Origin of the sequence: Lachnoanaerobaculum sanguinis (assembly GCF_033242365.1) — a bacterium.
In the GTDB taxonomy this organism is placed as follows: Bacteria; Bacillota; Clostridia; order Lachnospirales; family Lachnospiraceae; genus Lachnoanaerobaculum; species Lachnoanaerobaculum sanguinis.
In genome coordinates, this window is record NZ_BTHK01000004.1 from 128974 (window position 1) to 151362 (window position 22389).

General features: G+C 35.3%; 20 protein-coding genes. All 20 read right to left on the reverse strand.

Annotation, left to right across the window (positions count from 1 at the left end):
• Positions 1–107: 107 nt before the first annotated feature.
• The gene (locus SBH76_RS04040) at positions 108–1757 is read right to left on the reverse strand and encodes a tetratricopeptide repeat protein (RefSeq protein ID WP_317976861.1); all 1650 of its coding nucleotides are present in this window, start codon (positions 1755–1757) and stop codon (positions 108–110) included.
• A 20-nt stretch (positions 1758–1777) separates the two neighbouring features.
• Positions 1778–3337, reverse strand: coding sequence for a tetratricopeptide repeat protein (locus SBH76_RS04045; protein ID WP_317976862.1), 1560 nt, complete (start codon positions 3335–3337; stop codon positions 1778–1780).
• 15 nt (positions 3338–3352) lie between these two features.
• Complete coding sequence (locus SBH76_RS04050) at positions 3353–4648, reverse strand: tetratricopeptide repeat protein (protein ID WP_317976863.1); 1296 nt, start codon at positions 4646–4648, stop codon at positions 3353–3355.
• A 2-nt stretch (positions 4649–4650) separates the two neighbouring features.
• Positions 4651–5955 (reverse strand): tetratricopeptide repeat protein, encoded by a 1305-nt coding sequence (locus SBH76_RS04055; RefSeq protein WP_317976864.1) that lies wholly within the window; start codon positions 5953–5955, stop codon positions 4651–4653.
• A gap of 15 nt (positions 5956–5970) precedes the next feature.
• Entirely contained in the window at positions 5971–7254 is a 1284-nt protein-coding gene (locus tag SBH76_RS04060; protein ID WP_317976865.1) for a tetratricopeptide repeat protein, read from the reverse strand.
• Between the two features lie 130 nt (positions 7255–7384).
• Positions 7385–7690: a WXG100 family type VII secretion target gene (locus SBH76_RS04065; RefSeq protein WP_317976866.1), complete on the reverse strand. Its 306-nt coding sequence runs from the start codon at positions 7688–7690 to the stop codon at positions 7385–7387.
• A gap of 43 nt (positions 7691–7733) precedes the next feature.
• On the reverse strand, positions 7734–8027 hold the full coding sequence (locus tag SBH76_RS04070; RefSeq protein WP_317976867.1) for a hypothetical protein: 294 nt from the start codon (positions 8025–8027) through the stop codon (positions 7734–7736).
• A gap of 40 nt (positions 8028–8067) precedes the next feature.
• On the reverse strand, positions 8068–8373 hold the full coding sequence (locus SBH76_RS04075) for a hypothetical protein (RefSeq protein ID WP_317976868.1): 306 nt from the start codon (positions 8371–8373) through the stop codon (positions 8068–8070).
• A 16-nt stretch (positions 8374–8389) separates the two neighbouring features.
• Positions 8390–8713 (reverse strand): WXG100 family type VII secretion target, encoded by a 324-nt coding sequence (locus SBH76_RS04080; RefSeq protein ID WP_317976869.1) that lies wholly within the window; start codon positions 8711–8713, stop codon positions 8390–8392.
• The gene (locus tag SBH76_RS04085; RefSeq protein ID WP_317976870.1) at positions 8713–9009 is read right to left on the reverse strand and encodes a WXG100 family type VII secretion target; all 297 of its coding nucleotides are present in this window, start codon (positions 9007–9009) and stop codon (positions 8713–8715) included. Before SBH76_RS04085 ends, SBH76_RS04080 begins: the two co-directional genes overlap by 1 nt.
• Positions 9010–9018: 9 nt before the next feature.
• Complete coding sequence (locus SBH76_RS04090; RefSeq protein WP_317976871.1) at positions 9019–9372, reverse strand: hypothetical protein; 354 nt, start codon at positions 9370–9372, stop codon at positions 9019–9021.
• A 94-nt stretch (positions 9373–9466) separates the two neighbouring features.
• A complete protein-coding gene (locus SBH76_RS04095) occupies positions 9467–11005 on the reverse strand; it encodes an Mbeg1-like protein (RefSeq protein WP_317976872.1) in 1539 nt (512 codons plus the stop codon).
• A 133-nt stretch (positions 11006–11138) separates the two neighbouring features.
• A complete protein-coding gene (locus SBH76_RS04100; protein ID WP_317976873.1) occupies positions 11139–11387 on the reverse strand; it encodes a ubiquitin family protein in 249 nt (82 codons plus the stop codon).
• On the reverse strand, positions 11381–11893 hold the full coding sequence (locus SBH76_RS04105; RefSeq protein ID WP_317976874.1) for a hypothetical protein: 513 nt from the start codon (positions 11891–11893) through the stop codon (positions 11381–11383). Before SBH76_RS04105 ends, SBH76_RS04100 begins: the two co-directional genes overlap by 7 nt.
• Positions 11883–12605 carry a LytR/AlgR family response regulator transcription factor gene (locus tag SBH76_RS04110; RefSeq protein WP_317976875.1) on the reverse strand — a complete coding sequence of 241 codons (723 nt, stop codon included), beginning with the start codon at positions 12603–12605 and terminating at the stop codon, positions 11883–11885. The genes SBH76_RS04105 and SBH76_RS04110 overlap by 11 nt, the downstream gene beginning before the upstream one ends.
• 12 nt (positions 12606–12617) lie before the next feature.
• Positions 12618–17843 carry a type VII secretion protein EssC gene (gene essC, locus SBH76_RS04115; protein ID WP_317976876.1) on the reverse strand — a complete coding sequence of 1742 codons (5226 nt, stop codon included), beginning with the start codon at positions 17841–17843 and terminating at the stop codon, positions 12618–12620.
• A gap of 38 nt (positions 17844–17881) precedes the next feature.
• Positions 17882–18574, reverse strand: coding sequence for a PP2C family protein-serine/threonine phosphatase (locus SBH76_RS04120; RefSeq protein ID WP_317976877.1), 693 nt, complete (start codon positions 18572–18574; stop codon positions 17882–17884).
• The gene (locus tag SBH76_RS04125) at positions 18571–20175 is read right to left on the reverse strand and encodes an FHA domain-containing protein (RefSeq protein WP_317976878.1); all 1605 of its coding nucleotides are present in this window, start codon (positions 20173–20175) and stop codon (positions 18571–18573) included. Before SBH76_RS04125 ends, SBH76_RS04120 begins: the two co-directional genes overlap by 4 nt.
• Complete coding sequence (locus SBH76_RS04130; protein WP_317976879.1) at positions 20162–20293, reverse strand: hypothetical protein; 132 nt, start codon at positions 20291–20293, stop codon at positions 20162–20164. The genes SBH76_RS04125 and SBH76_RS04130 overlap by 14 nt, the downstream gene beginning before the upstream one ends.
• Before the next feature lie 15 nt (positions 20294–20308).
• Positions 20309–22372: a protein kinase domain-containing protein gene (locus tag SBH76_RS04135; RefSeq protein ID WP_317976880.1), complete on the reverse strand. Its 2064-nt coding sequence runs from the start codon at positions 22370–22372 to the stop codon at positions 20309–20311.
• Positions 22373–22389 lie beyond the last annotated feature (17 nt).

The window sequence follows — 22389 nt, forward strand, 5'->3', positions numbered from 1 at the left end:
GTTTATATAAAATTTAACTTGAATGCATTTGTATATCATCAAGTATTAATACCGGGACAAATAATATGTTTATTTTTCTCATAAACATTCCTCAGATAATCAAATTTCTATTTTATTTTAGCGATGTTCTCAGGTGTGACCGGTATGTTTGCCCCCTCCCAAGTTTCCATTACAACCTTGCTCATTAAATTATCATAATATTGTCCATCATCAGCATTATACTCATCAGACTCCGGATTTATTGCTTCACCACCTCCATAATCTTCAAACTTGCCTGTCTGTTGATTGTATCTATAACATTCAAACCCAACTCCTGCATTGACAGGTCTATCAGGGGCTGCTGTATTAGAAATCCTAGTACCTGTAACAATCGTATTGTCATTCAATATACTGCATGTAGTATCCATATAAGTACTGAATAATAACGAAATCTTTCCATCTTTAACCCCATATATACTTGAAATACCCGGTTTAGCATATACAATAAGCTCAGCCTTTCCATCACCGGTCACATCTAACAATGTATATTTGGGTTCTCTTGATTCATCTATCTCCATTTCAGTATTTTCCCCATAATCGTAAACACCTTCTAACCTATGTTTTGTATACAACTTCGTTAATACATCTCTGTATAACTTCTTATAGTCAGTGTTTTCACTAGACGCTGTGACGGTATTAGTGCTTTCAGCAGTCATTACTCCGTCAGCCCCCACATAGTATCCGTCTATGTACTGATTAGTCTTCATCTCGCCATTGCTTGCAAAGTAATACCACTTGCCGTCTATCTCTTTCCAGCCTGTACTTAATTCTCCACTGTCTGAAATATAGTACCACTTACCGTCTATCTGCTGCCACCCTGTAAGCATGGCACCATCATCGCCGAAGTAATACTGCTTACCGTCTATACTTTGTGAACCGCTCTTTGCTGCTCCGTCATCTCCAAGGTAGTACCACTTGCCGGCTATCTGTTGCCAACCTGTCAGCATCACTCCATCTTCATCAAAGCAATACTTTGTACCGTTTATGTCGGCAACTCCTGTAGCCATATCTCCATTTTCTTTGAAGTAGTACCAACTTCCGTCTATCTGTTGCCAGCCTGTAACTATCTTTCCGTCTGTTCCACGATATCTGTAGATATTTCCAATACTCTCCCAGCTGTCTTTCTCTACATGTTCTTTAGACAGCTTTATAGTATACTTAACCTCCGTACTGCCATGTTTGTTACCGCTGCTGTCGACAGTATACGCTTTTACTATATAGCTTCCATCCTCATCTAAAAGTATAGGTGATGTATACTTCATATCTGTAGCTACAAGTCTGCTGTCTTTTGTATCTATACTGTAGTAGATATCATATGAGCCTATATTTCTAAGTTCCAATGCCGTCGGTTCATCATATTCTCCCGGCAACTTAGATATAGCTACAAGGAAATCAAGATTCTTTATTCTGTCATTTATCTCTTCTCTATTATTAGATGGCAGGTCTTCAAGATCAAGTATCTTTTCAAGTGTTGCCCTTGCATCATCAAGTCTTCCCGATTTCTCATAAACTTCCGCCAACATCTTATATGCACCCACATTCTTAGGATCCATTTTGATGGCTTTATTAAGAGCTACGATTGCACTTTCATAGTCAAGCTCCGCCATATACTTGGAACCCAAGTCCAGTTGTTCCTGTACTCTTTCTGCTTTACCTTTACACCCTATCAATAACATTCCTACAAGTGCAAGTATAAATAACAGTTTTATTTTCTTCATATACACTCCTGTTTTAATATTTATTCATCCAAATAAGCACTATCATCATTAAAAGCTGTGATATAACCCTTTGAATCTACTTTGAATCCATCATATGTGTTACTTTGTAATAACCCTTCATTTATTTTTAATGCAAAGCCACCATACTTTTTGTAACATTCTTCCGCACTCATCGTTATAGTAGGCTTATTATTATACTTATCTCCTAATGTAACAACTGCATTTTTTCTAATATATATAGTTGTACTCTCAACCGTTTCGTAAAAGCGAGAAAACATTGATCGGTCTGCATTCCATCTGATATATTTAAAACTTACATCAGTCAACTCATAGTAGCTTCCTCTATCTATAATCTTACTGTTATATGAAGCCAGTGCAAAATTTATAGGACTCTCATATCCGTCTTCTGTGTAAGATGAAGGATTCAGTTTGCTTCCATCCACAAGTGTCTGCTCAAAAGTAAATTTATCTGTGTACTTTTTACTTGGTGGTGTCGGCTCCTGAATAATACTTGTTCTTACTCCGTCAGCCCCTACATAGTATCCGTCTATGTACTGATCAGTCTTCATCTCGCCGTTGCCGGCAAAGTAATACCACTTTTCGGCTATCTCTTTCCAGCCTGCGCTTAGTTCTCCGCTGTCTGAGATATAGTACCACTTACCGTCTATCTGCTGCCAGCCTGTGAGCATGTCACCATCTTCACCAAAGTAATACTGCTTACCGTCTATACTCTGAGAACCGCTCTTTGCTGCTCCGTCATCTCCAAAATAATACCACTTACCGTCTATTTGCTGCCAACCTGTCAGCATCACTCCGTCTTCATCAAAGCAGTACTTTACACCGTTTATGTCTGCAACTCCTATTGCCATATCTCCATTTTCTTTGAAGTAGTACCAACTTCCGTCTATCTGTTGCCAACCTGTGACTATCTTTCCGTCTTTTCCACGGTATCTGTAGATATTTCCAATACTCTCCCAACTGTCTTTCTCTAAATGCTCCTTAGACAGCTTTATAGTATACTTAACCTCCGTACTGCCATGTTTATTACCGCTGCTGTCGACAGTATACGCTTTTACTATATAGCTTCCATCCTCATCTAAAAGTATCGGTGATGTATACTTCATATCTGTAGCTACAAGTCTGCTGTCTTTTGTATCTATACTGTAGTAGATATCATTTGAGCCCGTATTACTAAGTTCCAATGCCGTCGGTTCATCATATTCTCCGGGAAGCTTTGATATAGCTACAAGAAAATCAAGATTTTTGATTCTGTCATTGATTTCATCTTCATTATCAGATGATAAATTATCAAGATCCAACATCTTTTCAAGCGTTTCCCTTGCATCATCAAGCCTTCCCGATTTCTCATATACTTCAGCCAACATCTTATATGCATCCACATTCTTAGGGTCTATTTCGATGGCTTTATTAAGTGCTACGATTGCACTTTCATAGTCAAGCTCCGCCATATATTTTGATCCCAAATCTATTTGTTCCTGTACTCTTGCTTCCTTGCTTTTGCAGCCAAACAATAATGATATTATTACTGTAAAGATAAGCAACAGTTTTAATTTTCTCATAATTCTATATGCTCCTTATTGTCTAACTATAACAAGCCCGTCATCTCCTGAACCATTTGAATCCGGACTTGGATAATATGTTGCACCGTACTCAATGATATATCCGTCTGCATCAAATACCACCATATCTATATTATCAGTTTCTTCAAATACTTCCTCGTTGATATCGGCAGACAACTTTCCACCTGCCGCTTTATAGTAAGCTTCTGCAGGATAATACCATGTCTCAGTAACGTTGTTATCTGTTTCTTCAAATACAATAGCATACGCATCTTTTCTAATCTTTATACTGTCTACGGTTCCAACTAATTCTTCTTTAAACTCACTACCGCTAATATGATGTGACTCAATAACTTGTACATCCGTCACCTCATAGTAGTTACCCTTATCTATAATCTGACCATATGACAATAAACTTGATACACCTCTTATCTGTCCGTTTGCATCGGCATAACCATACAGATAATATACCGCCTCTCCTTTACTAAGCATGTCAATATCTACAATTTCTGAGCCTTCTATTTTTTCTTTTATAAGCTGATTTTTGACCAACTTACCACTGTCATCAAAGTAGTATTCTTCCTTACCTTCTTCCAACACACCTTTTGCAAACTCACCATCATCCTTAATATAGTACCAATCATCTCCTACCTGTTTCCAACCCTTTGTCGCCTCAGTACTGCTTGTAGTTTCAGTCTCTTCCTTGACAGATTGTTTATCCTTATTTTCTGACTTTAACTTTAAAACATACTTTACCTTAGCCTCTTTATGTTCTACATTATTTTCATCTATTGTATGCGTTGTAACAATATATGTTCCATTTTCGTCAAATACTATAGGCTCAACATACTCGGCATTTGAAACGGCAAATTTATTATTCTCTGTCTCAACTGTATAATATATTTTTAAATTCTTTGTATTGCTAAGTTCCAATGCCGTCGGCTCATCATATTCCCCGGGAAACTTTGATATTGCTACAAGAAACTCAAGGTTTTCAATTCTATTGTTTATTTCATCTTTATTTTCGGATGATAAACTATCAATATCCAGTACTTTCTCAAGTGTTGTCCTTGCATCATCAAGTTGTCCCGATTTCTCATACACTTCCGCCAACATCTTATATGTATCTACATTCTTAGGGTCTATTTCGATGGCTTTATTAAGTGCTACTATTGCACTTTCATAGTCAAGCTCCGCCATATACTTGGAACCCAAATCCAACTGTTCTTGTACTCTTGCTCCCTTGCTCTTACATCCTATCAATAGTATTCCGACAAGAATAAGGATAAATATTAGTTTAAATCTTTTCATTGTTAGTCCTCAAATATCTGCTTCCCATCATTAGCTGTTTCTTTTTCATTTGGATAATATAGACAACCATAACCTATTATATAGCCTTCTGAGTCATATACTACTCCGTCATTCATGTCAATATGTAATGTCTCTTGGATTGTATCCATAGATAACTTACCACCTGCCGCATTATAATAATCCTCTGCGTTATAGTAAGTTGTACTACCACCTTTATACTCTCCCCCATCATAATCTCCTACTGAGTAAACCACTGCTTTTGCATCTTTTCTGATGTTAACCGAGCCCGTATATACTATATCCTCTGTCAGCTCAGTTCTATCATCGTTAGTATTGTAGGAAATAAAGTTTACATTAGTAACCTCGTAATAGTCACCTCTGTCTATAACTTCTCCACTTGACACCATAGAACTTATGCTTCCTGCCTCACCATTAATATCAGCATATCCGACCATACGATACATTTCTTGATCAGAATTAAGAATACCATAAAATACTTGTCCTCTTTCAAAACCGGCTATTTTTTCTTTTATTATCTGATTCCTCGCCATTCTACCTTTATCATCAAAATAGTATATTTTCCCATCTATTTTCTTCCATTCTTTTGCAGGTTCACCATTATCTTTATAATAATACCAGTCTTCTCCTACTTGTTTCCAGCCTTTTAATATCTCCGGTTTATCATCTTTACTTGTATCTTGTGATAAACTATTGTCATTATCACTTGACTTTAGCTTTATAGTATATTTTACCTTAGCTTCATCATGTTTTACTCTATTCTCATCCATAGTATAAGTTGTTATAATATATGTTCCATTTTTATCCAATACTATTGAATTTTTATACTCAGCATCATAAATAGACATTTCTGCTATTTCTGTTTCAATAGTGTAAAAAATTTGAATCCCTTTCGCATTGCTAAGTTCTATTGATAAAGTCTCATTATATTCTTTTGGAATTTGAGAAATCTTTACAAGATATTCCAGACTCTCAATTTCTTCATTTATTTTTACTATTTTCTCTGCCGGTAAATCTTCTATCTCCAAGGCTTTTTCTAAAATGGTCCTTGCATCATCAAGCTGTCCTGATTTCTCATATACTTCCGCCAACATCTTATATGTATCCACATTCTTCGGGTCTATTTCGATGGCTTTATTAAGTGCTACTATAGCACTTTCATAGTCAAGCTCCGCCATATACTTGGAACCTAAATCAAGTTGTTCCTGTACTCTTGTTTCTTTGCTCTTACATCCTATCAATAATAATATTATTACTGTGAAGATAAGCAACAGTTTTAATTTTCTCACAATTTTTTATACTCCTTATTGTCTAATAAAAACAACTCCATCTGAATCATTTGAACTTGGACTTGGATAATAGTATGCGCCATACTCAATGATATATCCGTCTGCATCATATACCACTGTGCCACCACCCAACACAAATACTTCCTCGTTGATATCAGCAGACAACTTTCCACCTGCCGCTTTATAGTAGGCTTCTGCAGGATAGTATCCTATATCAGTAAAGTTGCTACCTTCTTCTGCATATACAATAACATATGCATCTTTTCTAATCTTTATGCTGTCTACGGTTCCAACTGATTCTTCTATAAATTCACTCTGGCTAATCTGATGTGATACCATAACTTGTACATCCGTCACCTCGTAGTAGTTACCCTTATCTATAACCTGACCATATGACAATAAACTTGAAAAATCTCTTATCTGTCCATTTGCATCGGCATAAGCATACAGATAATCTACCGCCTCTCCCTTACTAAGCATAACCCTGTCTGCAGCATCTGAGCCTTCAATTTTTTCTATTATCAGTTGATTTTTGACCAACTTACCACTATCATCAAAGTAGTATTCTTCCTTACCTTCTTCCAACACACCTTTTGCAAACTCACCATCATCCTTAATATAGTACCAATCATCTCCTATCTGCTTCCAACCCTTTGTCACCTCAGTACTGCTTGTAGTTTCAGTCTCTTCCTTGACAGATTGTTTATCCTTATTTTCTGACTTTAACTTTAAAACATACTTTACCTTAGCCTCTTTATGTTCTACATTATTTTCATCTGTTGTATGCGTTGTAACAATATATGTTCCATTTTCGTCAAATACTATAGGCTCAACGTACTCAGCATTTGAAACGGCAAATTTATTATTCTCTGTCTCAACTGTATAATATATTTTTAAATTCTTTGTATTGCTAAGTTCCAATGCCGTCGGCTCATCATATTCCCCAGGAAACTTTGATATTGCTACAAGAAACTCAAGGTTTTCAATTCTATTGTTTATTTCATCTTTATTTTCTGATGATAAACTGTCAATATCAAATACTTTCTCAAGTGTTGTCCTTGCATCATCAAGCTGTCCTGATTTCTCATATACTTCCGCCAACATCTTATATGTATCCACATTCTTCGGGTCTATTTCGATGGCTTTATTAAGTGCTACGATTGCACTTTCATAGTCAAGCTCCGCCATATATTTGGAGCCCAAATCAAGTTGTTTCTGTACCCTTGCTTCTTTACTCTTACATCCCGCCAGAAAAATTCCTATTACACAAAGAAGCAATATCAACCTTATTCTTCTCATATTCCTCCACACAAAATAAAACCTGTGTTGACTACAAATCTAACACAGGTTTAAAATCTTAAACTAAATAATAATATTTTTTACAACCTACAGTTACTCAATACATAGTCCTATAAATAAAATACTGATTCTATACAGGTATATTTGATGCAGTACCGGATTCTTCAACGTCAGTACTATCGTAATTTTTTTCAATAGCCTTAAGGGCATTTATATATCCTTCAAAATTCTTTTCCATATTATTAATCCTTGGCTGCAATTCATTGAATTTATTCACAAAACTTACAGAACCTTGAGTTGTCTTATATGCATCACTCATATTGTTTACTATATTCAGCATTTCATCTGTTATTGATTTTACTTTAGCTGCCTGTGCTTCAAACCCTGCTACACCGGCGTTCAAAACTTCTGTACTGACTCTAATTCTATTTGCCATAATAATCTCCTATTCTTATCTATCCCTCACAATTTAAACGCTCTTATCCTCTATTGTTTACTATTGCAATATTATTCTTTTCATTTCCCAAAGTTTTTTCTATTACTTCATTAAGATGTGCCACAAACTTGTTTACTATGTCATAAAACTCGGCATAAACCTTATAATCTCCATTAATTTGTGTCATCAATGCCTGCTTGTCATCACCTTCCCATTGCTCATCCAATGTCTTTAATTTTACACCAAGCTCTGTAAAGCTGTCATAAAATTCTTTGTTTTTTCCTGAAAGTGCTGCAGCAACCTCCTGCATCTTAGCTATGTCCTTAAAAACCTCCATATTATCCTCCTAATAGTTTTATTTATTATAATACTGTGTACTATCTTCTCTGATTTTCCACAATATCAACATTTTTCCTTTCTATTTCTATAATATAATCAATTGTTCTCTTTATATCTTTAATAAGCTTTTTCAGCTCATCATTTGCGCCTCTAAGTCTATCCAAGTATCTTTTGTACTTTACGTTGAAGAATTTATCTGCATTTTCGCCTGACCAATTCTCCTTCATTTTATTACCGACGTTTACATAGTCATCAATAATTTTTTCTAATGACCTTTTGGCTTCCCTCAGTCCCTCAAGCTCTTCATTTGCTTGTGTAATATCTACATCAATATTTAAGCTCATATTTCCTCCGATATTATCAAATCTTGATATCACTTTCTAATGTATTTACCTCTTCGATATCTTCATTGGCATATTCTGTAGCTATTATTCCAAGTTTATCAGGGTAGGTACTTATCTCTTTAAGACATCTGCTTATCTCTTCTGCAAACTCCGTCATCTTACTTCTATGTGCTTCCCCCGCACTGCCTTTCCAACAGTTTACAGTATCTAAGATTGCATTCTGTATGGTCTGAAAGTCCTTACTTACCTCATCACAATAGTGCTTCAGTTCCCCTGCTTGTCTTGATATCACCTCAGTATTTGCAGTAATCCTTACATCATCCATAAATACACCTACCATTACATCTCATCAATAAAATTGCTGACCTGCCTTTCTGTTTTTTGATACGCATCAATAGCATATCTGATACAACCGGACATCTTTATCATATTCTCCGCCATCATCTCAAGTTTTTTAAAATCTTCTCTAAACACTTTTACAAACTCTTCCTTAGACGGTGATTCCCATCCACCATTTAACTTATTTACGGCATCATATAAACATCCCATATTTTTTCTTAGGTCTGCACAATAATTTTCCGCTATATCAGATTTTTCCAAGAGTTCCGTATAATTTATATTCAACTCTCCACCCATATAAATCTCCTATTTGAATTTCAGTTTAATCATATCTATATCTTTCATCTCTTCCGCTATAGCCACCTTTTTAAGTGTTATATCGGAATATGATACTTTCAACCTTGTAACAATATCATCCTCAGCATCTTGATAGGCTCTGATAAAGTCTTTCAATTCTTCAATCTTATCAAAACAGCTCGATATCGTTCTAAACCTGTCTGCCAGTTCTATAGTCCTTTGTGAATGTTTTACAAGTGCTGATTGGCTCTTCAATCTGTCTCCTATAGTTTCAACTTTTGTAGCCGTATCTTTCAGCCTCTCATTCACATCCTGTACTTCCGGTATATTCTCTAGGAGCTTCTCAACTTTTATATTTAGCATTATTGCTCCCTTCTGTCACTATACTACAATATATAAATACACAAATCCGCAACTTATGACAGCTTACACTTTTTTATGATAAATGACATTACTGCTAAAATTTCATATTGTTGAGGTTTGCTTTAATATTTTCTTCTACATTACTGTAGCCTTGACTGATATTAGACAATATATCAGACATTGTGTTTATGCCGAATGACAAATTCTGTATTTTCTCTGCAAGATTACCTGTTTTATTTGCAAACTTACGGTTAAACCTCTGATCATTATTAAATGCAGTAAAGTTTATCTTATTTACCAGTCCGTACAAAGAGCTTTTTATATTTTTTAAATCTCCGGTACCGCTACTTAATACATCCGTATTCATAAAAACACTTTTTACACTTAATGCTGATGAACCCACATCTACATTACGGTAATTTACTTGCAAATCCCTTTCGTTTTCCGAAATTCTTTCATTTTCAGCTTTTAAAAGAGCATTTCTTAAGATTTTTGTCCTAGGATTACTTTCTGTTGCCGATATATTTTCATTTTCGACTTTTGAAGCAGCATTACATAAGATTTTCATCCTTTTTATGCCTTTTTCTATATCTTCAGAACTATATTTAGACTTGCCTAAATACCATTCAAATGTATCCCAAAATCCCGGATGGTTAGCAGCATATGTTCCTATATAATCACAAAAATATGCAGCTACTGCAGTAGCTACGGCTAGTGTAGTAGTGAAATGTGATATCATTAAAGCAATTTTTGAAATGTCTCCTAAATTGTCAATATTAAATGAATCTGCCATATTCGCTAAAGTCTCAAGAAGAATATTCCTGGTAGGTTGTTTTGTATCTCTGATCAATGAATTGAAAAATCTGTCAAACTGCTTAGCTTTTTCACTCTGTTTCGTTTCATGCATTTTGAACGGCTCACCGGGTTTTAAATTATTAAAGTCCATAATGGCTGTAGCGCCATGAGTATCGATAAAGCCGTTATGTGATAATTGTGCATAATACTTTTTGTGTCCGATTTGATTCATTATTGTGCCCACAATATCATTCTCTGTGTTGTTATTGTAGACCTTTAATCCGTTTTTCTCTATTCTGTCCCTATATTTTTCAAAAAACTTATCACTAAATCCCGGGGCATTAACTGTAAATGATTTTCTTATACTGTCGTCCATAATAGTCAAATATGTAGCATTATTGCCACCTTTTGAATGTCCCATGGCTACAATATCATTGTATTCCTTACCTTGGTTTTTGCGCCAGTCTTGATAGAACTTAAGCACTGATTCCTGTTGTCTTGATGATACTCCGTCACTTCCGTCACCATCCTTAGCAAGTCGTACATTATCTCCCCAGTCTTTGGCTGTACTGCTGCCCCTACACACTACGAGAGCTTTCTTTGTACTAGGTTCTACCAATATTGCAGTGTATCCGCTGGCATGTCCATCCATCTGATGTGTTGCGGATATCTGCATTTTCATCAGTTCGCTGTCGCTCCTTATTGCTTTCAACACATTATCACTGTTATTATTCAAACTGTTGATCCAGTCTCCTACAGTCGTACCCACCTTCATCGGTTTTTTTGATATTTCATATATCGCATGTTGTAATAACATATATCTTTGATCATCTGTCATAATATCAACCCCTTAATTTTGATTTCTATACTTTAAATGTGGAATAAACATTCTAATCTAAAAACTATAATAATATATTCCACTCCATTTGTAATATAAAGCTGATATACTGCCGCTTTTTTTGATAATCAACCTATACAAGTACCAAATTGGCACTTGTTTCAATTCCTTGTTCCCCTAATTTTTTATTAGGATCCAATACTATCTCCTTATCTCTGTCACAAAGGGCAAAGTTGCCCTCTGCATAAGAACTTGTAAGTCCCTCTCGATTGTCAATCATCTCTATGATTTCAACCATGAGCAATTCAACTTTACTGTTCTCATCAAGCATAAAATTATATGTTTTATCCAAACTTGGCACAAAAATATCTACTATTACCATTTTTCCTCCATATTATCACTACTTCTAATGAAATCTACAATATCACAATCTGAGTTCAAATCAATTCTAATGTTTTTACATACTGTTCCATACCTTTTTGCACAGACAAAGTCTTTGTATTCCGTACAGTTCTTAAGATATTCCCTAATATCTACGGTTTTTATTGATGCCAGCCTTATATAAAAGTCTAAAGCTTTGCTAATTTGTGCAATCGTTGTTATCTCTTTCGTTATATAAAGTGCAATATTCTGATAATTAGATGAATCCTCCACTTCCACTACTTCTATAGCATCCTTTATCGTATAAAAATCTTTCTTTATATTATCCGATACTATGAATTCATCTCCATTTCTTAATATTAATCCTCTTTTCAAAAGCGAAAAAATACCTTCATTGTATTTTGATTGAGTTATCGCTTTACTACTTGTTGGAATATATATTTGACCGGCACCACATGCACACAGGAGTATTTTAAATTCACTTTCGCTAAAATAACTATAATTCATTCTTGGCTCCTTTAAACTTATCTCTAAATTCAGTCCTATACCCTCTTGATAGAGGTATTGTTATATCAGCTTCAAGTAATATTTCTCCCTTTGATACTTTTACAGAACATGTCTTATCAATATTTACTATAAACCCGTTATGACACCTAACAAAATTTTGGGGCAATTCCAAGATGAGTTTTGTAAGTGTTCCGTAAAATCCATACTCCTCATTCAAAGTCCTTGCAAAAATCTTTTTTTCTCTTGCTTCAAAATAAAGTATTTCATCTATAGGAACTCTTGTGATACCCTCTTGGCAGCGCATAGCAAATAACTCGCAATCATTTTTTCTCTTTTCATATCCGAATAGAAGTAAATCCATAATTCTATCTTTAATTTTACTATGCTCACATGGTCTAACTACCAATGAATCCGCCTTAATACCGGGCATCAGATAATACATCGGTGATGTCTTATCTGATGCCAATAACATAAGTATAGCTTTTGAACATTCAGACCTATATCTTGCAAGATATTCTATCTTCCCTTCAACCTCAAAAATCAGAATATCTATCGTATGTCTGTTCTCTATCAGTTTTTCAAAGTCATTACAAGATTTGATTTTTATTATTTTCCATTCATTATCAAATCTTACAGCAGCTATACGTCTGATAATATTTTCAATTTCATCGGATTCACTTACATCAGAATCAACAATGACAACCGAAACCATATTTCACCCCAACTAGCCTATATATTCCGCTTTTGGTACAACTACAATACCGGCTGACTTGGAAAAATCAGTCTTGGTTGTAAACCCTACACCTGATCTAAGTTCTCCTGAAATTTCATTAATCGGTAGTCCGTTCATGCTGTATTTGCCGTAGTCTACGACTTTACCTCCAAACTGCATTCCTATAACATCTTTAAGTGTTAATATAGTTGTACCGTCATCTTTCATTAAAGTCCTGTCGGATCTGATTGCTTCAAATAGGCTTCTGGCTCTTTGTCCCAAATCTACCAAATCTGTTTCAGTATTTTCTACTATCCAAAACAAATTTCTTGCACAGTATATACTTGCTATTTTTGTAAGTGACTTAACCCAGTTTGCTTTGTTTATAGCATCTCTTGATATAACTTTTTCTATCATATTATTCAGCATTGCGTCTGTCACTTCTTCCATATCAGGATTTGATGCCTTCTTTTCATTATATTCAAGTCTTTTTTGCTTTTTGACTTCAATAATCTTTTTATCTTCCGCTTCACATATACTGTTGATTCCTTTTACAAAATCTTTCAAGTTCCTGATGCACCAAAATACTTTTTTGATTTTATTTTTCTCAAATATATAGTCGTAAAGCAAATCTGCATCCTTAGGATTTTCGGTATCGATATTATTATCGGCTATAAATTTTAATATTCTATCTCTATAAGGTACTACCAACTTCATATATGAGCTTATCATCTCATCAACTGCATCACTTGGATTATCCACAAGCTTTGCGCCTATATTCACAGCTAACCTGTCAGATTTCTTTTCAAAATCAAATATGAATACATCACCGAGCTTTGCCGCCATTGATACCGCTACATTGAAGCCGTTATCAGCCTCATCTAAATTGCTGCCCATAAATACATACTTATATACTCTGCGAAGATTTATACCTGCTATCTCATGTGCAATATCATCCGTATATCCTACAGGTATAAAATCACCCTTTTCCATACTTTTAGCCACATTACTTATATCGGCAAACTCGGCTAAAGTTTTAGGCAGTTCCCCTGTAATTCGTCTTTTCTTTATTCCCCTATCTTTAAGTTCATCTGATTCAACACTACCGTTTAACTCCCTGCATCTTGACTTTATCTTTTCGCTGATATCATCAATATTGCCATACGGCACAGCAGTCTGGAACTCCATTGTCCTGTCACCTAATTTGCAAAGTCCTCTTCCTTTTACATTTTCATCCGGCAGTATATCCGGATTCTTTATTCTCATGGAACATACATAGTCAAATTTATCATTCTGTACCAAACTTATTACATTTCTGAAGTATTCTGACATCGCAGAATTAAATCCCTCAAAATCATTTTTTACTACTGAAACAACCACATATACTCCCAGATTCATTCCTCTCTGAAGTATCTTCAATATATTTGTTTTAGAATTCGGTACATCCTTTATAAAGTCATTAGCATTATCTATCAAAACTATTATTGAAGGTAACTTATCCTCAGGGTTATGCTTATTGTACTGTTCAAAGTTTTCACCTTCAAACATTTCATCTCGCATTTCCATCTCTCTGACAATATCAACAAGCAGACTCTCTTTAAGATTTGTATCACTGTCTCTTTTAATCAACTTGTCTATATGCGGTGCATCCGCAAACCATGCCAAGGAATCGTTGCTGTATGATGCTATATAAAGTCTGACATCTTCCGGCGAGACAGTACTTATCAAAGAGTAGATATAAGTACACATAAATGTAGTCTTTCCGGTAGAAACACCACCATACAATAGAGTATTTCCACTCTTCTCAACATCGACTACCAAAGGATATTGTCCCTGATTCTCTATATCATCCACAAGTCCGACCATTACTCCCAGTCCGTTTTTGTCCTTATAACTTACTCCGTCAAATACAGACTCTTTATAACCCGGTAAATCGTCAAGTTCAAGCATCTCAGGTAATAGCGGCATCCATAGGCTGAAATCTCTGTTATACCCGTTTTCTGCAGCTGTATTTGCCAAATAGTCTACTACCGCTTCCAACTGACTGTGCTTTGCCATATCAGGTAATTTCACACCGGTCAAACTTGCCACTGCAATCAAATCCCTTGCAATATTTGTACTACCGCCTCTCATACTCGCTACATTCTTATATAAATCTATAAGATTCAGCATCTTTTTCTCATTATATGTATTTCTTTCATATATGATATTCTCGGCGGTAATCAAATCAAAAATACTGTCCATTAATACTGTACTGTTTTGTACGTCGGTATTAACTTCTTCAAGTTTCAACCCTAGATTTGCTAAAGATCTGTCAACAATATTCACTAATGAATCAATCCAACGCTCTGCCTGCGCTTCAGCTCTCTTTCTTTTCTTAACGGAACCGACAATAATAGGCTTACCACTCTCTGAAAGCATTTTTGCAATCTCCAGATTATCATCCGTCTCCATATCGTCATACTCCGCCCCGCTCCATGCAGTTTGGAATAAATCAAATACTTCATCACTACCTACTTGTAGGTAGCCTCTACCGGACTGAGTTATAAAGGCCGCATCACTTCTTCCAAGCACCTCTGAGCTGTCCGCTTTGCTCTGCACTCTAAGACAAACCTTAAACTTGGTATTACTTCTTATATCCTCACTTACAACTCCGCTAGGTCTTTGTGTAGCAAGTATAAGATGTACTCCAAGGCTTCTTCCTACCTGTGATACGCTTACTATCTCCTGCATAAAATCAGGCTGTTCTTTCTTCAGCTGTGCAAACTCGTCAATGACTATTATAAGATGTGGTACCGGAACTTTAGCCTCGCCGTTTTTATACAGTTTTGTATACTTATCTATATTGTTGACACCATATTCATTGAAAATTTTCTGTCTTCTTACATTTTCACTCTTTATAGATACCAAGGCTCTTCTTACCTGATTTCCGGAAAGATTTGATATTTGATTGATCATATGTGGCAACTTGTCGAAAAGGTTTGCCATTCCTCCGCCTTTATAATCAATAACGAAAAATCCGATATCATCCGGACTGAAATTAAGTGAAAGTGAAAGCATATATGTCTGTAATGTCTCACTCTTTCCTGCACCTGTAGTACCTGCCAACAGACCGTGAGGACCATGATATTTCTCATTTATGTCAAGATACATATCTTGACATCCACTTTTTTGTCCTATCAAAGCTCTCATGCTTTCATATGTTCTTCCCTTTTTCCACCTGTCTATAGCTTTAAGTTCTTCCGGCTTCTTTACATTATACATTTCAAAAAATGTAAGCATTGACGGAACTTCACCGTCTACACCGGCTTCTTCAAGGCGAACCTTTGAAAGCTGTCTCGCAAACTCCAACAGGTCATAGTCATATACCTTGTCAAACCTTACATCTACTCGCTTATCTATTTTTTGTACATCATATATTCCTGAGTAATTCGTAGTATTCTCAATAATATACTCACATTCATTAGGAAGATCATCATAATTCTCCACCATCAATACTGATGTGATTCCACACTTAAGCAATGGATCATAAATATATTTTGCTATAATCTCATCTTCTAAGAGCTTACTGTTTTCAATAAATATAATATAATGTGGCTTCAAACTTATATTTTCTTCTTCCACATCATTATTTTCAATCCTTCCTCGCAAAACCCTGGCTATCTCATAGCAAACTTCTCCTGCTGTATTTTTATTGCCTGCTATGAATCTTGTACTTCTGTCATCAGACCAGCTATGTGGCAACCATTTTGCAAATTCCCACTTATCCTTATCTATTTCTTTACTGTCATCATACAAAAAGACTGTTTTAACATCAAAATAACTGTTTGCAGATACTATCTGTGCAACAAGATTATTCATTATTTGAAAGCACCCTGTCTTTCTCTCTCCTCCGATGACACCGATAAGCTTATTGTTTAAAAGATCTACACATATCGGAACATCTCTCAGTTTGCTATACTCATGTCTTATACCTCTTGCCTTTTCTTCAAGTTCATCATAATCCAAACTGAACTTTTCCTTAGGTACAACTATTTCAGCCTGAAAATCCACTTCTCCTATTCCGACTCTATGGCTTAGAAAATCTGTATGTCGATTATTTCTGTTCCAAAGTTTACCACTTGCTTCTATATCTAAAGGAGCAAAATAAGAGTATATCTCCTCCAATGCTTTTGTATTTTTATTATACTTATCTACTACTTCTTCACGCGCTTTATTCAGATAATCTCCATACTTTCTAACTCTTTTTTCATTGTACTCTTTATCCATTTTCTTTGCATGACTCATATTTGTAAGCGCCCAAATAGTGCCTATTACGGCCGAACCCACAGATGTTATAATTCCGGTGTACATAAACGCACTGTTTCCACCTCTGGAAAAACTCATCAAAGTGGTTCCAAGCACCATAGGAATCATCATTGTCAGTGGTTGACCTATAACCATGTATAATGGTCTCTTTTCTGTTCTTCTCTCATCAGGAGGTCCTTCTATCTCAATAGGTTCGGTATCTATTTCCGGAATAAATCTTGGCGATCTGTGAAAAAGCTTATTATCTTCGCTCTTCACATTTACTTTTGCTACATAATCTCTCACATCTACTTTTACAAGATTGTTTGATATAACGGCATCGTTCTTATTTCTTATTGCAAGGAAGTCTTTCATATAGATAAGTCTTAATCCGTAAATATCTATGCAGTCTCCGAATATAAGTACACACTCGGCATCATCTGCCTTTCCGTATTCTTTTATTCTGTGACCGTTTATAAATGTACCGTTCTTTGATTTATCTCTTAATACAAATTCGTTGCCTCGCCTGTATATACTGGCATGAAATTTTCCCACAAGCTTCATTCCGTCATAAGATATATCATTAGACCTATCTCGACCTATACTTATTTGATTCAATGTACTTATATCATACTTTTCTGTCTGTAATGCGTCGTTTGATACCTCACTTACAATTAATTCAAGTTGATAGTTTGACGAAAATACTATTGTCTTTCTGTCTCCGTTTTTGAGCTTATAGACCTCGCTCTCTTCGCAGTCTGATTCTATTGTATAGTATTCCGACCTTTCAATGCTCCACTTTCTGTCCACTACCTCCAGATTCAGACTGATATCATCTCCTATTTCAAATAATGCACCTTCAATTACAATACTGTAATCAGTATTATCCATAGAAGGTAAGAGATATTCTTTAAATGCAGATATTCCATAAACTGTTAAAACTAAGTTCATTATGCACTCCTTTATATAATTTACTTAAAATTTTTATACTATTTGATAGCAGTCACGGCAATCAGTGACAGATTGTCTCCGGCACCGTTCTTATATGCTTCATTCTTTAAATTTTCACATGCCTTCTGTACTTTTTCATATACAAAGCTCAATCTTGCAGCATCGGATATTGACTCTTTTTCCACATACTTATATATTCCATCACTCATAAGTAAAAATGCCGCCTTTCCGTCATAATCTAAGTATGTGGTATTAAGCATCGGAGTAGAAAAGAATCCTATCGCATTCGTTATCTTGCTGTCTTTCTCATCCTCTACATCATCTTTAGTCAATGCTGTAAATGTCCTCGACTTTCCGTTCATCATATAACATCTACTGTCACCTGCCCATATTACTGCACATTGCCCAATGCTTATAACCAATACAACAACTGTAGCACCACACTCGTTGCCGTATTCTGAAAGTATCTCCTCATGACATTCTGTTAACTTTTCCTTTATAATGGCTACAATTTCTTTTATATCACTGATTTCATTGCTATTTACAGTACTCCATGCAATTTCCATTTTTTTACATACTTTAGATGAAGCCACTTCACCGCTTTTCATACCTCCAACTCCGTCAGAAACCACAAATATTCCTGTTTTACCGTTATCATCGTAAAAAATAGCATCCTGATTTATATTCTTTTTGCTGTTACCAATTTCACTGAAACCATAGCTTGAAATCATCTTCTTACCTCAACAATAACATCTACATCACCTAACCTCATCTTCAACATATTTACTTTAATAAGATAACTTCCTGTTTCAGTAATATCTTGCCTTCCGATAAAGGTATGATTACTTGACTTCAAGTCTTTAATATATACATTGCCGTTTTCATAATAAATCATGCAATGTTTTTTTGATACAGTCCTGTCTCTTAACTGTATATCCAAATCATCACCTCTACCGATAAGTATCGGCTTGGATATATTTATCTCCCAAGACCTACCCATCGCCTCTATGACAATAGTAGGTACTTTTTCTCTTTGTCCTACATTACAAGGTTTTGTATCTGCCCTGCTGAAATTATCATTTTCGATTATATTGTCATCTTCTCTTCTTTGAGGAGTTTCAGGTGTTTTTTGTATATCGGCTTCATAATTATTCGGTGTATTGGACGAAACTGCATATACTCTGTCTCTGACATTTCTCTTGTCACGATTTATAGGTGCAGGAGTATTCTGTCTTTGAACATTTTCAGCCTGCATTTGACTATTGCTTCTGCTTTTTTCTTTATTTTGAAGATCGTCCAACACTTGCTGATATCCGTCATCTTTTTTCTTTACAAGATTCACAATCAATATTATAAGTAATAATATTATTAACACTGCTATAACAATTATTATGATAAATGGTAAAGATTTATCCTTTTGAGATGAGCCGAACGGCATCTTTACGGTAGTAGATGCATCCAGGCTCAGTCCACCGTTTATCATTGAAATTTTTACACCTTTTTCAGAGCCGTCTTGCAATGACTTCGGTACCTTAATATCTACCCTACCTATATCTACCAATCTTTTAGAGAATTGTGAGGAAATCTCATCAGGATTATTTATATCATTTACAGTCCAATATTCCGCTCCTGTAGTTCTTGCTATTGAATATAGATTCTCCAAATCTCCGTTATTTGATCCGTCTTCAGACTTACATCCAAATGTATATATAGGAAATGAGTTCTTATTTAACTGTGCTAACAACTCACTAACTTTGACACCGATTTCTTCATCGCTTGCACCGTCAGAAACAATTATTACTCTTCTAAAAATATTTTCTTCCTTTGTAGCATACTCCTTAGATAAATCATAAAGTACCGGCAGCAGGTATGCATCTTGATATTTATACTCCAAGGAATCTATAGCATTTTTTAACTGTGTATAGTCTGTTGTATCATTTACCTTATATTCTATGTTTTTTGAAAAGGTTGCAACAGATATCGATTCATTAGGCAATTTATTTCCAACAACCCCTGTCAACAGCTCTGTTATTATCGGTCTGCTCTCCTCTGTAGTAGATAGGGAGTTATCTACCAATATCAATGTCTCTATCTTTTCAGTATCACTAAGCGGTACTACATCTACATCCTTTATTTCCTTAGTACCTATCTGAGCTGTGACTTTCATATCACTTTTGCCCTGTACATATAAACTTATACTGTCTTTGCCGACATATGATGACATAATATCACCCATCTCCTGTGCACTCACACAAAAAAGCATAAGTATAGTGAATATAAATACAAACACTGATAAAGCCGGCAATTTGTTTCTTATTTTAGTATTGTTCATCTATGTATTCCCTCATCTCTTTTTTGGCAAATGAATCACTCACTCCAAATATAACTGCAACTATAATTGTAATTACAAACAGTACAGCTCCACCTAACATAAAATATATTCCAACCATAATTCACCTCATCAATTATCTGAACCAACCGCCGCTTTTAAGCTGTTCCGCCATAGATGAAAGCTTTTTCATCTCTACATCATCCGCTTTCGCATTTTGATATAACTCCACAGCTTTATTATAATACTTTGCAAAATCCGAATAATTTCTGGACTCATTTGGCAGTCTGCTTTGTTCATCCGCTTCAAACATTGCATATCTCATATATGATTCATATTCATTTGGATACGTATCAATCATTTCATTTAGATATGTCCTGGCATTAGACATATCTCCCATATTCTGATAAACAATTGCTATATTACTGTATGTCCTAAGAGAGATATCTCCCATATTCTTCAATTTGGAAAGGTATGTAGCCGCATTTTGATAATCACCCTTTCGTGCATACATATCCGCCATACTTTCAATCAAATAAGGACTGCTGTCTCCAAATTCTCCTTCCCTATTCTTCATAAATTCAATAGCTTTGTCTACACTTTCATTACCCATCTTCTTATATGTATTTATCTCAAGAACCATATCTCTTCTTTTTACACTGTCATCAGTACTCAGCTCAAAAGCTCTTTCAAAACTTTCTATTGCCAAATCATAATTTGACTTTGAAAATTCTATCTCTCCCTTTGCCATCTGGATTGAATCTTCCTCAAGTCCATGATCAACGGCATAATTCAGATATGTTATAGCATCTTCGGTATTTCCGTTCTTAGCTTCACTAATAGATATATCTCTGTAGAATAAAGGATTGGTTGTATTATACTCTATAGCCTTTTGGAAGTTTGCAATTGCACTCGAATAATCTTCATTTTCATAATAAGCATTTCCAACTATATATAACATATTTCCAAGACTGTCTTTATCATCTTTAGTGATTACATCATACTTAGGACTGTCTATAGCATCAGTACCATATGATATACATTCATTGTACTTTCCTGACTTATATAAACTCTCAATCTTTGCCTCATACGCATCTATTCTTTTCGGTAATATACTCTGTGCTTCATCCAATAAACTGTCTATATCATAGTCTCCGTTACTTATATTGTCTCTAATTTCATTTATTACAGAATTATATTCTATATCCAATTCTCTTCTTCTAATAAAATATCCGGATACCATAAGGCAAACAGATGTTGCAAACATAAGAAAAGTTATAGCTCTATGTCCTCTCCTTTTCCTCTTCAGCTCTATAAACCTGTCATCCAATTCAATGATATTGTCCAGAGCATCTAAAAGTTCTACACCGTTTTGATATCTGTCATCCGGATCTAGCTGCATCATCTTATCTATAATATGTGCAAATCCCGGGCTTATATTTACATTTTTATCTAAAATAGATTCATTATTCCAATAATGACTGCTGGGCTTCTTTCCTGTTATCAGTGTATATAGAGTAGCTCCCAAACTGTATATATCCGATCTCTCATCAATACCGTTTCCTATAGTATTTCTCATTATTGTAACTGCCTGAGATGTCCTGTCATCATATTCATTATTGTATAACTGTGCTCCCGTTTCTTCTAAATAGAACCCGAAATCCGGGTATTGTTCGGGAGGTGAAAATCCGTTGCTTGTTCCCGTAGCATATGAGTTATCTCCGGTAATAGCCAGTGATATATTAAAATCGATCAAACATACATCTCCGTCCGGTTTTAACATAATATTTGACGGCTTTATATCAGAATGAATTATACTCGGCTTTCTGGTATGTAAATATGCCAATGCTCTTGCCAGTTGCTTTGCCCAGTACAATACCTGCTTTTGATTAAATCTCGGATACTTCTCTCGAACTTCCTCCAAGTCCTGTCCCGGAATCAAACTCATAACTGTATAAGCCTGTCCGTCTTCCACAAAAAAATCAAATACTGTAGGTAGATTTTCCTGATGTAGTTGCTTTAAAACATCTACTTCCTCACGACCTCCGTTTTCACTTTCTGTCAGATCTTTAAGCTTTTTTACTACCACATCAAGCTGCAAATTGGCATCAAAAGCTCTGTATACATCTCCATATCCGCCATGTCCCAATTTTTCAACTATTGTATATCTTTTTGCCAACACTTTCCCTATAAGTTCCATTACAAAACCTCTCCAAC

Bases quoted from the DNA above. Each gene is read 5' to 3' on its own strand.
- SBH76_RS04085 (WP_317976870.1), bottom strand. From the start codon at position 9,009: ATGGGTGGAGAGTTGAATATAAATTATACGGAACTCTTGGAAAAATCT.
- SBH76_RS04075 (WP_317976868.1), bottom strand. From the start codon at position 8,373: ATGAGCTTAAATATTGATGTAGATATTACACAAGCAAATGAAGAGCTT.
- SBH76_RS04110 (WP_317976875.1), bottom strand. From the start codon at position 12,605: ATGGTTTCGGTTGTCATTGTTGATTCTGATGTAAGTGAATCCGATGAA.
- SBH76_RS04065 (WP_317976866.1), bottom strand. From the start codon at position 7,690: ATGGCAAATAGAATTAGAGTCAGTACAGAAGTTTTGAACGCCGGTGTA.
- SBH76_RS04080 (WP_317976869.1), bottom strand. From the start codon at position 8,713: ATGGTAGGTGTATTTATGGATGATGTAAGGATTACTGCAAATACTGAG.
- SBH76_RS04045 (WP_317976862.1), bottom strand. From the start codon at position 3,337: ATGAGAAAATTAAAACTGTTGCTTATCTTTACAGTAATAATATCATTA.
- SBH76_RS04090 (WP_317976871.1), bottom strand. From the start codon at position 9,372: ATGCTAAATATAAAAGTTGAGAAGCTCCTAGAGAATATACCGGAAGTA.
- SBH76_RS04095 (WP_317976872.1), bottom strand. From the start codon at position 11,005: ATGACAGATGATCAAAGATATATGTTATTACAACATGCGATATATGAA.
- SBH76_RS04130 (WP_317976879.1), bottom strand. From the start codon at position 20,293: ATGGTTGGAATATATTTTATGTTAGGTGGAGCTGTACTGTTTGTAATT.
- SBH76_RS04070 (WP_317976867.1), bottom strand. From the start codon at position 8,027: ATGGAGGTTTTTAAGGACATAGCTAAGATGCAGGAGGTTGCTGCAGCA.
- SBH76_RS04040 (WP_317976861.1), bottom strand. From the start codon at position 1,757: ATGAAGAAAATAAAACTGTTATTTATACTTGCACTTGTAGGAATGTTA.
- SBH76_RS04100 (WP_317976873.1), bottom strand. From the start codon at position 11,387: ATGGTAATAGTAGATATTTTTGTGCCAAGTTTGGATAAAACATATAAT.
- essC (WP_317976876.1), bottom strand. From the start codon at position 17,843: ATGAACTTAGTTTTAACAGTTTATGGAATATCTGCATTTAAAGAATAT.
- SBH76_RS04120 (WP_317976877.1), bottom strand. From the start codon at position 18,574: ATGATTTCAAGCTATGGTTTCAGTGAAATTGGTAACAGCAAAAAGAAT.
- SBH76_RS04135 (WP_317976880.1), bottom strand. From the start codon at position 22,372: ATGGAACTTATAGGGAAAGTGTTGGCAAAAAGATATACAATAGTTGAA.
- SBH76_RS04105 (WP_317976874.1), bottom strand. From the start codon at position 11,893: ATGAATTATAGTTATTTTAGCGAAAGTGAATTTAAAATACTCCTGTGT.
- SBH76_RS04050 (WP_317976863.1), bottom strand. From the start codon at position 4,648: ATGAAAAGATTTAAACTAATATTTATCCTTATTCTTGTCGGAATACTA.
- SBH76_RS04125 (WP_317976878.1), bottom strand. From the start codon at position 20,175: ATGAACAATACTAAAATAAGAAACAAATTGCCGGCTTTATCAGTGTTT.
- SBH76_RS04060 (WP_317976865.1), bottom strand. From the start codon at position 7,254: ATGAGAAGAATAAGGTTGATATTGCTTCTTTGTGTAATAGGAATTTTT.